General features: G+C 61.2%; 11 protein-coding genes. All 11 read right to left on the bottom strand.

The features are described 5' to 3' along the window. Window positions 1–3 precede the first annotated feature (3 nt). Complete coding sequence (locus tag ACZ9BX_RS19850; protein ID WP_476219786.1) at window positions 4–711, bottom strand: cytochrome c oxidase subunit 3; 708 nt, start codon at window positions 709–711, stop codon at window positions 4–6. Beyond that, complete coding sequence (ctaD, locus tag ACZ9BX_RS19845) at window positions 708–2,483, bottom strand: cytochrome c oxidase subunit I (RefSeq protein WP_476219784.1); 1,776 nt, start codon at window positions 2,481–2,483, stop codon at window positions 708–710. The genes ACZ9BX_RS19850 and ctaD overlap by 4 nt, the downstream gene beginning before the upstream one ends. 32 nt (window positions 2,484–2,515) lie before the next feature. Further along, window positions 2,516–3,340, bottom strand: a complete 825-nt coding sequence (locus ACZ9BX_RS19840; protein WP_132568722.1) for a cytochrome c oxidase subunit II — start codon at window positions 3,338–3,340, stop codon at window positions 2,516–2,518. 131 nt (window positions 3,341–3,471) lie between these two features. Beyond that, the gene (locus ACZ9BX_RS19835; protein ID WP_132568723.1) at window positions 3,472–3,858 is read right to left on the bottom strand and encodes a c-type cytochrome; all 387 of its coding nucleotides are present in this window, start codon (window positions 3,856–3,858) and stop codon (window positions 3,472–3,474) included. Between the two features lie 264 nt (window positions 3,859–4,122). Continuing rightward, window positions 4,123–5,373, bottom strand: a complete 1,251-nt coding sequence (locus ACZ9BX_RS19830; protein ID WP_476219781.1) for an RNA-guided endonuclease InsQ/TnpB family protein — start codon at window positions 5,371–5,373, stop codon at window positions 4,123–4,125. Window positions 5,374–5,503: 130 nt separating this feature from the next. Beyond that, window positions 5,504–6,856, bottom strand: coding sequence for a phosphoglucosamine mutase (gene glmM / locus ACZ9BX_RS19825; RefSeq protein WP_476219779.1), 1,353 nt, complete (start codon window positions 6,854–6,856; stop codon window positions 5,504–5,506). A 244-nt stretch (window positions 6,857–7,100) separates the two neighbouring features. Next, entirely contained in the window at window positions 7,101–9,032 is a 1,932-nt protein-coding gene (ftsH, locus tag ACZ9BX_RS19820; RefSeq protein WP_132562528.1) for an ATP-dependent zinc metalloprotease FtsH, read from the bottom strand. Window positions 9,033–9,130: 98 nt separating this feature from the next. Beyond that, the gene (gene tilS, locus ACZ9BX_RS19815) at window positions 9,131–10,597 is read right to left on the bottom strand and encodes a tRNA lysidine(34) synthetase TilS (protein ID WP_476219776.1); all 1,467 of its coding nucleotides are present in this window, start codon (window positions 10,595–10,597) and stop codon (window positions 9,131–9,133) included. Window positions 10,598–10,608: 11 nt separating this feature from the next. Then, the gene (ybgF, locus tag ACZ9BX_RS19810; protein ID WP_476219774.1) at window positions 10,609–11,625 is read right to left on the bottom strand and encodes a tol-pal system protein YbgF; all 1,017 of its coding nucleotides are present in this window, start codon (window positions 11,623–11,625) and stop codon (window positions 10,609–10,611) included. 160 nt (window positions 11,626–11,785) lie between these two features. Further along, a complete protein-coding gene (gene pal / locus ACZ9BX_RS19805; RefSeq protein ID WP_476219772.1) occupies window positions 11,786–12,316 on the bottom strand; it encodes a peptidoglycan-associated lipoprotein Pal in 531 nt (176 codons plus the stop codon). Between the two features lie 156 nt (window positions 12,317–12,472). Continuing rightward, window positions 12,473–13,783: a Tol-Pal system beta propeller repeat protein TolB gene (gene tolB / locus ACZ9BX_RS19800; protein ID WP_476219770.1), complete on the bottom strand. Its 1,311-nt coding sequence runs from the start codon at window positions 13,781–13,783 to the stop codon at window positions 12,473–12,475. Window positions 13,784–13,786: the final 3 nt, after the last annotated feature.

Raw genomic sequence — 13,786 nt, 5'->3', positions numbered from 1 at the left:
CCCTCACGAAATCAGCTGGCGGCAGAGATCGACGAAATCATTCGCCCAGCCGGCAAAGAGTGCGAAGAGAACCACCCAGACGAAAAGCATGAAATGCCAGTAGACGGCGCAGAGATCGAGGCTGAGGTGCAGCCTGCGGGCAGGGAAATGACCGTCGAAGGCCCTGCCCGTCGTCCGGCCGAGCACCGCGAGACCGCCCAGGATGTGCAGGCCGTGCAGGCCGGTCAGCATGTAGAAGAAGCTGTTGGCGGGATTGTCGGCCAATACATACCCTGCTGCGCCAAGTTCCCGCCATGCCATGACCTGTCCGGTGAGAAAGAGGACCGCCGTTGCCAGCCCCAACAGAAGCGCGGCCCGCATGGTGTCGCTACGGTCGCGGCGTGCCTCGAGCTTGGCCCATTCGAGCGCCGCGCTGCTAAGCGCGAGCATGGCGGTGTTGACCCAGAGCAGTCGCGGAATGGGCGTCGCCCACCAGTCGGTTGCCGCCATCCGCATGAAATAGGCGCTGATGAGAAGCGTAAAGAGAGCGCCGACCACAGCGAGGAAAATGCCGAGGCCGACACGGGCGGGCTCGATCGCCAGCCGCTTTTCACGGGACGAATCCGTCACCAGCCCCACTTCCAGCCACGGCTTGGAGGTCAGCCGGTGTTGAGCCATCCACCAAAAAACGATGACCGCGATCACAGCCAGGAAGATCAGCATGACGCTCATGAGGCTGCTCCCGCCGTCCTGCCGGTGCCTGGATCATTCTGCGGAAGGAAGTCCTGGTCATTGCCCGGCACGCTGTAATCATACGCCCAGCGGTAGACCACCGGCAGTTCCTTGCCCCAGTTGCCGTGCACAGGCGGGGTCTGCGGCGTCTGCCATTCCAGCGTCGTCGCATGCCACGGATTGCCGCCGGCTTCCCGGCCCCTGAAAAGGCTCCGGATCAGATTGAAAAGGAAGACGATCTGCGCTGCGCCGACGATCAGCGCGGCAACCGTGATGAAGACATTCAGCGGGGCGGCGGACGGCGGAACAAAGGCCGTTTCGCCGAGCTCGTAATAGCGGCGCGGCACGCCCACGAGGCCGAGGTAATGCATGGGAAAGAAGATCGCATAGGTGCCGACGAAAGTGATCCAGAAATGAATTTGCCCTAGCACCTCATCCAGCATGCGCCCGGTCACTTTCGGATACCAGTGATAGATCGCACCGAAGATGACCAGGATCGGCGCCACGCCCATCACCATATGGAAATGCGCGACGACGAACATCGTATCCGACAGTGGTACGTCGACGACCACATTGCCGAGGAACAGCCCCGTCAGGCCGCCGTTGACGAAGGTTATGATGAAGGCGAGCGCAAAGAGCATCGGCAGCGTCAGGTGGATATCGCCGCGCCAGAGCGTCAGCACCCAGTTGTAGACCTTGATCGCGGTCGGCACCGCTATGATCAGCGTCGTGACGGCGAAGAAGAAGCCGAAATTTGGGTTCATGCCGCTGACATACATGTGATGCGCCCAGACGATGAAGCTGAGCGCCCCGATGATCAGGATCGCCCAAACCATCATGCGGTAGCCGAAGATGTTCTTCCGCGCATGCGTGCTGATGAGATCCGAGACGATCCCGAAGGCGGGAAGCGCCACGATATAGACCTCGGGATGACCGAAGAACCAGAAGAGGTGCTGAAAAAGTATAGGGCTGCCGCCACCCTGCTGCAGCTGCGTGCCCATCTCCACGATGGCGGGCATGAAGAAGCTCGTCCCGAGCAGCCGGTCGAACAGCATCATGACGGCAGCGACGAAAAGTGCTGGAAAGGCGAGCAGCGCCATGACCGTCGCGGTGAAGATTCCCCACACCGTCAGCGGCATGCGCATCAGCGTCATGCCGCGCGCCCTTCCCTGCAGCACGGTCACCACATAGTTCAGGCCGCCCATCGTGAAGCCGATGATGAACAGGATCAGTGACGAGAGCATGAGAATGATGCCCCAGTCCTGCCCACCTGGGGTGCCTGACAGGATGGCTTGCGGCGGATAAAGCGTCCAGCCGGCGCCGGTTGGTCCGCCGGGCGCGAAAAATCCGGCGACCAGCACCAGCACGGCGAGCAGATAAATCCAGTAGCTCAGCATGTTGGCATAGGGAAACACCATGTCCCTGGCACCGAGCATCAGGGGAATGAGGTAGTTTCCGAAGCCGCCGAGAAACAACGCGGTGAGAAGATAGATCACCATGATCATGCCATGCATGGTGATGAACTGATAATAGTGCTCCGCATCGATGAAAGCGAAGTAACCGGGAAAGGCAAGCTGCAGGCGCATCAGCCAGGACAGGACGAGCGCCACGAAACCGATCGACATCGCCGTCACCGAATATTGGACGGCAATGATCTTGGCATCCTGGCTGAAGACATATTTCGTCCACCAGCTCCTCGGATGGTAAAGTTCCACATCCTCGACTTCCGCAGGCGGGATGACCTCCCCGGCGCCCGATCGAATATCGACCATAATATGTCCGTCCTCCCTGTTCCTCCGATAGGCTACTGCGCCTGTTCTGCCGGCTGCGCTTCCCCCGATGCCAGCATCTGCGTGAATGTCGTCTGCTCCTCCAGCCAGGACTGGTAGGCGACCTCCTCATCGACCATGACCGTTCCGCGCATCTGCGAATGCCCGACGCCGCACAGCTCGGCGCAAAGGATTTCGAACGTTCCTGTCCGTGTCGGCGTAAACCAGAAATAGGTCACCATGCCGGGGATCATGTCCATCTTTGCCCGGAACTCGGGCACATAGAAATCGTGAACGACGTCGATCGAGCGAAGCAGGACCTTGACCGGCTTGCCGATCGGCACGTGCAATTCGCCTCCCTCAACGATCACGTCATCCAGGCCGGCAGTGTCGTTCTTGTTCAGGCCAAGGGGATTCTCCGGATTGACCTCGCGGGTATCGGCCTTCCCCATCCGTCCGTCTGCGCCCGGCATCCGGAAACTCCACTGCCACTGCTGAGCGACGACCTCGATCTGGTGCGCATCAGCGGGCACGGTAATGAACTGGTTCCACACGACGAGCCCGGGCGCGAGCATCGCGGCAACCCCGACGGAGGTGACCACCGCAAGCCATATCTCCAGCCGCCTGTTTTCCGGCTCATAGGCGGCCCGGTTTCCGGGTTTGTGCCGGAACCGGAACACGCAATAGGCCATGAAGGAACCCACCGCCACGAACACCAGACCAGTGATCGCAAAGGTGATCATGATGGTGTCGTCGATGTAGCTCCAGTTGGAGGCGATCGGCGTCCACCACCACGGGCTCAGCAGATGGAACACGACGGATCCCACGACCAGCAGAACCAGAACCAGCACGATAGCCATTGCCTGCTCCTTGAACCGCGACCCGCCTGGGTGAAATCCGCAATCCGTCGATGTATTTTTAGCATTATCTCACGAACAAGTCGTGTGGACAATGACGACGGCGAAAGCGGTCCTGTGCGGGCGTTTCTGTGCTATTGGGAAAACTGCTTCAGATAAGCGATGAGATTGGTGATCTCGCTGTCGTCTTTCAGGCCAACAAACACCATCTTCGTTCCCTTTATTTTCCCCTTGGGATCGTGCAGGTAATCGCGCAGTGTCGCCTCGTCCCAAACCAGACCACCCTCGCCTGCTTTCTTCATTGCCGGAGAATAGCTGAAACTGGGGTGCGTCCCCGCCTTCCTGCCAAGGATCCGGTTCAGCGACGGGCCGACCTTATTCTTGTCCGTGTCGGCGTTATGACAGATGGCACATTTCTTGAAGACCGTCTCGCCCGCCGCGGCGTCGCCCTCTTGGGCATTCACGCCGAAAGCAGGAAGCATGGCAACCCATAAGCCGGCTAAAAGAACGCGATACCGCATGACAACCCAATCCTCCCAGGTTGCCTGAAACGACGGCCGGCGCCATCTCCGTATCGCAATATGGCTTTGCCGTATTGTCGCCGCTGCAGGCGGGTGACACTTCTGCGATCAAGAAAAAGCTATGCCTCCACGCCGATAAGTCAATTCATCCAATGAGATTGTGCGGAAGCGGGTGACGCGGACATAAAAAAAGCCGGCGCAATACACCGCCTTTGATCGATCGTGACTACTCCCCGGCCTGAAGGCCGGAGCTTCTGGTCTTGATCAGGCCGCTTGCGCGACCTGACTGCTACCGTCTTCTTCCTGCTTCCGACCTCCAGCGAGGTTCGATCCACAGGCCATCCCCGGATGTCCTCCGGTTCGGGCCTTGCGGCCCAGATGAAGAATGTTGCGGCCGGCGTTGTGGTCGGCGCAGGCGGCGTGGCCGCATCTGACGCATTCGAACCGGTCGCGGTCGATCCGGTTCTTCGGATCGACATGCCCGCACTCGGCGCATCGCTGCGACGTCCGTGCGGGGTTGACGTAGAAGACGGCGCCGCCGCGGCGGCGCATCTTGTATTCGAACTGCAGACGCGTCGCTCCGGGCGACACGTCGAGGATCGCCCGGTTCAGTCCGGACTTCTGCGCGACGTTGGTGCCCGGCTCCTCGACGGTCCCCTTGGCCGAGGCGGTCATGTTCTTCAGCTTCAGGTCCTCGAGATAGAGGACGTCGCAGCGACTGACGACGTCGGTCGTCATCTTATGCTTCGCGTCCCGTCTGCGCCGGACGATCCTGGCCCTGAACCGCCTGAGATCGCGCTGCGCCCGCAGACGGTTCTTCGAACCCCTCCTGCGGCGCGAGACGCGCCTGGCGAGGTTCGCCTCCCTGCGCTTCTCCTTCTCGGTCATTCTTGGCAGGTCGTAGACCGTGCCGTCGGAGAGCGCGAGCGCGTTGACCACGCCGAGGTCGCCCCCGAGCTCGACGAGATCCGGCAGGTCGAGCACGCTCGCAGGCTCGTCGACCTCACGCTCGGTCTGCACCGCGACGTACCAGTGGTCGCCGTCGGCGGAGACCGTGACGTTCTTCACCTCGCCGAGGAAGGGCCGATGGAGAACGAGCTTCACCCAGCCCGCCTTCGGCAGCAGGATTCCCTTCTCACCGAAGGAGATCTGCTTCGGGTCTGGGAAGCGGAAGGATTCGTTCTGGAACTTCCGTCTCGCCTTCGGGTACGCCGCGTGGCCCTTGAAGAAGTTCTTGAACGCCTTGTCGAGGTCGACGGCCGCCTGCTGCAGGCAGTGGTTCGGAACGTCCTTGAGGAACGGCAGATGGGCCTTCAGGCCCGGCAGTTCCTTGATCTGGTCGAACGAGGACAGGCGGTGCCTGGACGGCATCGCATACGCCATGCTCCGCTGCTCGAGGCAGAGGTTGTAGACGAGGCGGCAGCAGCCGACGGTCTGGCGGAACAGCCGCGCCTGCCGCGCGTCCGGGTAGATCCTGTATCGGTAGCCCAGCCGTTCCTTCATCGGAACGACCATAGGATGTTCTTCATATGTTCCGCAAGCGCCGGCGGATGCCGGACCGGAACATGGTTAACGGCGTCCCGTCCGCCTTACCCCGCCCGGAAGGACGAGGTTTGCGGCGGACACGTTCCGATCAGCGGCAGAATCAAGCGGCGGTACGGACGCCCGAGATCGTGCCGATCAGGTCGTTGACGATGCGCTCGATCTGCGCCCGGTCGTCGCCTTCTGCCATGACCCGGATCAGCGGTTCGGTGCCGGAGGGGCGGATGACGAGGCGGCCGTTCTTGGAAAGTTCGGCTTCCGCATCGGCGATCGCCTGCTGCACCTGCAGGTTTTCCAGCGGCTTGCCGCCGGAAATGCGGACATTGCGCAGAAGCTGCGGCACCGGCTCGAAGCGGCGGCAGACTTCACTGACGGTCTTGCCGGTACGCTTAACGGCAGCAAGGATCTGCAGCGCGGCAACAAGACCATCGCCGGTCGTGCCGTAGTCCGAGAGTACGATGTGCCCGGACTGCTCGCCGCCGACGTTGAAATTGTGCTGGCGCATATGCTCGACGACGTAGCGGTCGCCGACCTTGGTGCGGGCAAGACCCATCCCCTTGCCTTCGAGAAAGCGTTCCAGGCCGAGGTTCGACATCACAGTCGCAACGATGCCGTTGCCGCGAAGCTGCTGGTTCTCCGCCCAGCTTTCTGCGATCACCGCCATCAGCTGGTCGCCGTCGACGATCGCGCCGTTTTCATCCACGATGATGACCCGGTCGGCATCGCCGTCGAGCGCGATGCCGATATCGGCCCGCACTTCGTCGACCTTTTTCTGCAGAGCGACCGGGCTGGTGGAACCGCAGTTGAGATTGATGTTGATGCCGTTCGGCTCATTGCCGATCGTAACGACATCGGCGCCGAGTTCCCAAAGCACAGCCGGTGCCACTTTATAGGCGGCACCGTTGGCGCAGTCGATCGCAACCCTCAGGCCCTGTAGCGTGACATCGCGCGGCAGCGTGCGCTTCGCATGCTCGATGTAGCGGTCATGCACGCCGTCGATGCGCTTGGCGCGGCCGATGTCGTCGGCCTTGGCGAGCTGCGTGTGGAGATCCTTCTCCATCAGGTCTTCGATCTGCATCTCGATATCGTCGGAAAGCTTGTAGCCGTCGGGACCGAAGAGCTTGATGCCGTTATCCTCGTACGGATTGTGCGAGGCGGAAATCATGACGCCGATATCGCAACGCAGGGAACGCGTCAGCATGGCGACGGCAGGCGTCGGGATCGGACCGAGAACGAAGGCATCGACACCGGCCGCTGTGAACCCTGCGACCATGGCGTTTTCCAGCATATAGCCTGAGAGACGCGTATCCTTTCCAATGACAACGCGATGGCGGTGATTGCCGCGGCGGAAGATCGTTCCGACTGCAATGCCGACCCGCATCGCCAGATCCGGCGTCATCGGGAAGATGTTCGACTGCCCGCGAATCCCGTCCGTGCCGAAGTAACGTCTTTTCATATCGACCTCTACATTCTCAACGCGCCCAACGTAGGCTGCGCAATGCACTAAGTAAATTCAGCCAAAGGGACGAATCGCCCGAATACAAAGCCCCATTGCGGCCTGCTTATGACAGCGGCATGCCACAAATCGCAGGCGCCATCACGTAAATTACCAAGAAAATTGATTATATCCCGTTACCGACGGAAAAAGGCCGGATCTCCTGCTGGAAAATCCGGCCTTTGTTTCTTCAAGTTGCTTTCCGTCAATGCGGCTGAGGCTCGAGCCCTGCTTCCGGCTCGTCGCCCTTGGAAGCCGGGCGTATGCCGGTTTTCGGCACGGCCGAACCGCGGCTCGGCGGCGTATCGTCACCGAGGTCGCGAGCAGGCTTTTCGCCGCGGAGGAGCGCCTTGATTTCCTCTCCGGTCAGCGTCTCGTATTCAAGCAGGCCTTCGGCAAGCGCGACGAAATCGTCGTGCTTCTCGGTGAGGATATCGCGCGCCTGCTGATAGGCTTCATCGATCAGGCGGCGCACTTCGTTATCGATCTTCTGAGCTGTCGCTTCCGACACGTTCTGCGTTTGCGAAACGGAGTGGCCGAGGAACACTTCCTGCTGGTTCTCGCCGTAGGAGACCTGCCCGAGCTGGTCGGAGAAGCCCCACTGCGTGACCATGGCGCGGGCAAGCTTCGTCGCCTGTTCGATATCCGAAGAAGCACCGGAGGTGATGTTCTCCTTGCCGAAGGTCAGCTCTTCCGCCACACGGCCACCCATCATGATGCAGAGGCGCGAGACCATCCACTTGTAGCTCATCGAGTAACGGTCGCCCTCGGGAAGCTGCATAACCATGCCGAGTGAACGCCCGCGCGGAATGATCGTCGCCTTGTGCAACGGGTCGGCAACGGCAACGTTGAGCGCCGTGATCGCGTGGCCGGCTTCGTGATAGGCCGTGAGCTTCTTTTCCGCCTCGGTCATGGCCGAGGAGCGGCGTTCGGCGCCCATCATGATCTTGTCCTTGGCGTCCTCGAACTCCTGCATAGTGACGACGCGCTTGTTGCGGCGTGCAGCCATCAGCGCCGCTTCGTTGACGAGGTTCATGAGGTCAGCACCGGAGAAACCGGGCGTACCGCGGGCAAGAACCTTGAGATCGACATTCGGCGCCAGCGGCACGTTGCGGGCATGAACCTTCAGGATGCGTTCGCGGCCGACGATATCCGGGTTCGGAACGACGACCTGGCGGTCGAAGCGGCCGGGACGCAAGAGCGCCGGGTCGAGAACGTCGGGACGGTTAGTCGCCGCGATCAGGATGATGCCTTCATTGGCCTCGAAGCCGTCCATCTCGACGAGCAACTGGTTGAGCGTCTGCTCGCGCTCGTCGTTACCACCACCGAGACCGGCCCCACGATGGCGGCCGACGGCGTCGATTTCGTCGATGAAGATGATGCAGGGCGCATTCTTCTTCGCTTGCTCGAACATGTCGCGGACGCGGCTTGCGCCGACACCGACGAACATTTCGACGAAGTCGGAACCCGAGATGGTAAAGAACGGAACATTGGCTTCGCCGGCAACGGAGCGGGCGAGCAGCGTCTTACCTGTACCCGGAGGGCCGACAAGCAGCACGCCGCGCGGAATCTTGCCGCCGAGGCGCTGGAACTTCTGCGGGTCGCGGAGGAATTCGACGATTTCTTCCAAGTCCTGCTTGGCCTCGTCGACGCCTGCGACGTCATCGAACGTCACGCGTCCATGGGCCTCCGTGAGCAGCTTGGCCTTCGATTTGCCGAAGCCCATCGCGCCGCGCGAACCGCCTTGCATCTGCCGCATGAAGAACAGCCAGACGCCGAGAATGAGCAGCATCGGCAGCAACGTGCCGAGATAGCTCAGGAAGCCCGACGAACCGTCGGTTTCCGGCCGCGCTGAAACCAGGACGTTCTTCGACTGCAGGCGTTCGAGCAAGTTGTCGTCGATGACTGGAGAATAGGTCTGGAAAGTGGTGCCGTTTTCAACATAGCTTCCCGAGACACGATTGCCTGTGACGACGACCTCCTTGACGCGACCCGCATCGACCTCACGCAGGAACTGCGAATATGGAATGTCTCGCGAGCCGGTTTGCGCCGGCGTCGTCTGGAACATGCTGAAAAGGGCAATCAGCAGAAGCGCTATGATTGCCCACAAGGCGAAATTTCGTAAGTTAGGGTTCATTGAACTTCCCAGCACTGCAACAACCGCCTCATGGCAGCCGTCTTATTTGGCTTCTAACATAGGGTTGCGCTGTGCCGTTGCCAAGGCGATCCGCTCTGTCAGATGGTTTTTCCGTCAATAAGACCTAAAGGCGGGCTTGGATAGGGGTCCGTTCCAAAGGCCGCCGCGAGGCTTTCAGCAAAGATGAGATCAAATCGTGTCAAAAAGCGGTCGAAAGGCGCGAAATACGGGGTGACGCTGATCGATGGCGCCGATTCCGCCGAAAGGGACACGCCGCTGGTCGGCAGCACTATCGGTGATGCGGCGATCGCGCGCTTCAATGCGGCCTTGGGGAGGCGTTTTATCTGCTCCTCCCTCATCCCTGTGCTTGTCACAGGGATCCAGCCACCGCGCGTCCGCGCGGTGAATGACGCACCAGAGCTTGAAGAGGAGTCTCTCGCGCCCAAGGACTTGGGTGCACCGGATTCTTGTGACAAGTACAGGAATAAGGGATCGTATGTGGCACCCGCTTCAATCTGAACGGCCACTCCACATTCATTCCTGACTTCAAACCGCCCATCCCACACACAGCACTCCCCGGGCGCTACGACCAGTGGCAAGATGCCGCGGCTTTCGCGCGCAAGGTAAAGGCCATCGCGCCGCAGGTCCAAGATCACTCTGCTTGCGGTCATGCGTCCGGGCGCGCCGGTGCTGACGAAACCAAGAATGCGGTCCATCTGTTTGCGGCCCGGCGCAAAGCGCTGTCCGCCGAAAACGGCCGCGAGACGGCCAAGCGCATAGCGGAGCACGTCGACGGGAGCCTCAAGTCCCTTTTCCGTCACGCAACCCAGCCCTTCGCACGGAAGGGTAAAATGACGGTCGAGCCACAGGGCGGCTTGCCGTGAAAGCTCCAGCCGGACATCGGCTTCGCCAGCCTCAGGCTCCGGGGCGCCCTCACCCGCCAATGTCGCGCGCGTCCGCACGCGTTCGTATTTCAGATCTTCATTGCTTGGATCATCGAACCAGGGAGCGGCTCGGGCCGAGAGAAATGTCCGGATATCAGCGCGCAGGCACGACAGAAACGGCCGGGTAATCCAGATACGGCGATCAAAGAGGACGGCATCGGCGATCCCGATGGAAAGACTATCGCTACGCGCGCCGCGCATCGCCCGCGTCTCCCGCTGATCGTCCAGCGTATGTGCGGTCACGATGAGATTGGCTTCAAGTTCTGCCGTGGCATCCGCGAGCAGTTCGTAGCGCGCTTCGCGGGCGGCAGCCATGATGCCGGTTTTTGGTTTGGGGCCACGCCAGACACGCGTTGCGTGCGGCACATCAAGCGATTTGCATAAGGCTGCGACGTAACGCGCCTCATCTGCCGATTCTGCACGCAGATCGTGGTCGATCGTCGCGGCGCAGAGGGAGATTTTCGAATTGGGTTCGGCCTTCAGCGCTTCGGAAAGGGCAAGAAGCAGGCCGGTCGAATCGCTGCCACCGGAGATCGCGACGAGAATGCGCGTGGGGCTGGCAAGCGAACAGAGAAAGCGGCGGGCCGCTGCCTCGGGCGAAAGTACGGTTTCCGGAGACAAACCGGAAATCCTCAGCAGGAGAGGCGCTTCTGTTCGCTCGCGACCTTGCTTATGACGGCGCGCGAGGCCTTCGGGTAACGCTTGGTGACTTCCTTGAGCGTCGCGCAGGCGGTGTCGTTGTTATCGAGAGCCGCCAGCGACATGCCGAGCTTCAGCAGCATTTCGGGCGCTTTCTCGGAGGAACCGTATTTCTTGTGGGCATTCAGGAAGGTCTTGGCGGCCTCATTGAACTTGCCCTGGGAATAGAGCGCCTCGCCCAGCCAGAAATTGGCATCGGCAGCCCGGGCGCTTCCCGGATACTGCGCGATATACTGCGTGAACTGCTCTTCAGCAATCGCGTAGTCGCCGGAAAGGACGTGACCGTAAGCGGCCTTGTACTGATCGGTCTCGCTGCCGAGAGATGCGGTCTGCTGCGGCGACGTACCAGCGTTCAGGTCCGGAAGCGGCGCTGAGCCGACTTCCGCGTTCTCGTTCACGCTGCCGCCGATCGGATTGCCGTTCTGATCGAACTGGATCGAACCCAGTTGCTGCGGAGGCTGGCCGAAACCGCTGTTCGCGGGAACGTCGTTGGAGGGAGCCGTTTCGGCTCCCTGCGGTGTTTCGATGATCGTCGCGACGTCGTCCTGGCGCTGGGAACGTGCATCGGCCTGGCCGGAAGCCGGGGGCTGCATATCGGCCTCGCTCTTCTTCGTGCCGCCCTTCGCTCCAGCAGCACCGCCGCTCTTTTCCAGATCCTGGAAACGGAATTCGTTGTCTTCCTGCGTCTTGCGCAGCGATTCCTGCATCTGCAGGATCTGGAAGCTCATTTCTTCGATGCGGCCGTTCAGCTGGCGCAACTGCTCTTCAAGCTGCTGCACGCGCATTTCCGCGCTGCTGCTCTGCACGTTGACGGGCGGCGGCGTCTGCGTCTGGCTCTGCGCAGGCTTGCCGCCAAGGTTCAAGCCGAGAAACGAAGCGGGATAAGCCGCTCGCTCGGTTCCGGTAACGGCCGCAAGGCAGAGCAAGCCTGCCACGACAAGTTTCTTCATAGGTTTCGTCCTGTCCCAGTGATTCTTCGCGCCTCGATGGCACGAACAGGAGTTTTTCCAATTGCCTTCAAAAAGCAACGGAGTCTGGCCAAAGTGTGGTCGAAAAGAAAAGGCGGCCCGCGAAGGAGCCGCCTTTGCAAGCACAATATATTCCAGGCAGTTACATGCCAGCGCCGCCGAGAACGGTGACTGCACGGCGGTTTTGCGACCAGCAGGAAATATCGTCGCAGACGGCGACCGGACGTTCCTTACCGTAGGAGATCGTCTTCAGGCGCTGAGCCGGAACGCCGCGCGAAGCAAGGTAATCCTTGGTGGCGGCAGCACGGCGGGCGCCGAGAGCGAGGTTGTATTCACGCGTGCCGCGCTCGTCGGCATGGCCTTCGACGGTAATCGCATAGTTCGGGTAGCGGCCGAGCCACTGTGCCTGGCGGTCGAGCGTCTGCGCAGCATCCGCGCGGATCGAGGTCGAGTCCGTGTCGAAGAAGATGCGGTCGCCGACGTTGACGGTGAAATCCTGAGCCGAACCCGGCGTTGCGGCGCCTGCACCGAGCCCCAGGTCGCCAGCGCTGTTGGCCATGTTTTTCTTGTTGGCGCAGCCAGCAAGCGCCAGACCGGCAACGAGTGCGATCATGACGGGATTGCGGGCGAAACTCTGCATACGGCTCATTGCCGGGGTGTGAATTCGGCTCATGGCCGGGTCTCCTTGCGATTTATCAGGGTTGCCGGACTGTAACCGTACTCGGTTAATCGGCGTTCAAGAAGTATGGTTAATGATTTGTTGATTTGTCCCTGCATCGGCCAATTCCAGCACTTTGCGGCGACAAGAAGGCGAAATCCGGCTCATCCACTACTCAAGCAGTGGCGACCAGGCTGGGTCGGACGCGTAGGTCGGCGTCTTGATGGCCTGCTCGTTGTAGCCTGTCAGATCGATCGAATAGAGCTGCGGACCGCCGGCACCAGCCGGCTGGCGGAAGAACATCAGGACACGGCCGTTCGGCGCCCAGGTCGGGCCTTCGTTGTGGAAGCCCGTCGTCAGAATGCGCTCGCCCGAACCGTCCGGTTTCATTACGCCGATCGAGAATTTTCCGCCGGCTTGCTTGGTAAAGGCGATCAGATCGCCGCGCGGCGACCAGACCGGTGTCGAATAGTTGCCGTCGCCGAACGAGATACGCGTCTGGCCGGAGCCGTCGGCGTTCATCACGTAAATCTGCTGCTTGCCGCCGCGGTCGCTTTCGAAAACGATGCGCCCGCCGTCCGGCGAATAGGACGGCGAGGTATCGATCGCTGCCGTCGAGGTCAGGCGCGTCGTCGTGCGCGAACGCAGATCCATCGTGTAGATGTTGGCGTTGCCTTCCTGCTGAAGGCTCATCACCACCTTCTGGCCATCCGGCGAGAAGCGCGGCGAGAAGGTCATGCCCGGGAAGTTGCCGACGACCTCGCGCTGCCCGGTTTCGAGCTGCAGCAGGTAGACGCGCGGTTGCTGGTTGGCGAAAGACATGTAGGTCACTTCCTGCCGGTTCGGCGAGAAGCGCGGCGTCAGAACGAGGTCGCTGCCATCCGTCAGCGTGCGCACATTGAAGCCGTCCTGGTCCATGATCGCAAGCTGGCGCTTGCGCTGCTGCTTCGTGCCCGATTCGGAGACAAAGACCACGCGGGTATCGAAATAGCCCTCTTCGCCGGTGATCTGCTTATAGATCGCATCCGCGATGATATGGGCGACACGGCGCCAGTTTTCCGGCTGTGTGTAGAATTGCTGGCCGGTCATCTGCTGGCCGGCAAAAGTGTCCCAGAGACGGAACTCGGCGCGAAGGCGGCCATCGCCTTCCTGCGTAACCCGGCCGGTCACGAGCGCCTGCGCGTTGATGACCTTCCAGTCCTCGAAGCGCGGAGCTGCATCCGGATTGGAGATCTTCTCGATGAAGGCATTCTTGTTGACTGGCGCGAAGAGGCCGGAGCGCTGCAGGTCGGCTGCAATCACCTGAGAGACCTGCGCGCCGATGTCGCCCTGCAGGAAATCGGTGATGGCGATCGGCAGCGGCTCGACGTTGCCCTTGTTGATGTTGATCTCGACAAGCGCGTGTGCAGGCGTCGCGATAGCCGCTGTCGCAGCCATGCCGAGAGCCACCATGAAGGCGCGGAAGAGGGAACACTTGGTCATGAG

The organism is Rhizobium sp. USDA 3886, from assembly GCF_056279785.1.
The sequence above is the reverse complement of the archived record's forward strand: the minus strand, read 5'-3'. Positions and strand labels throughout refer to the sequence as shown.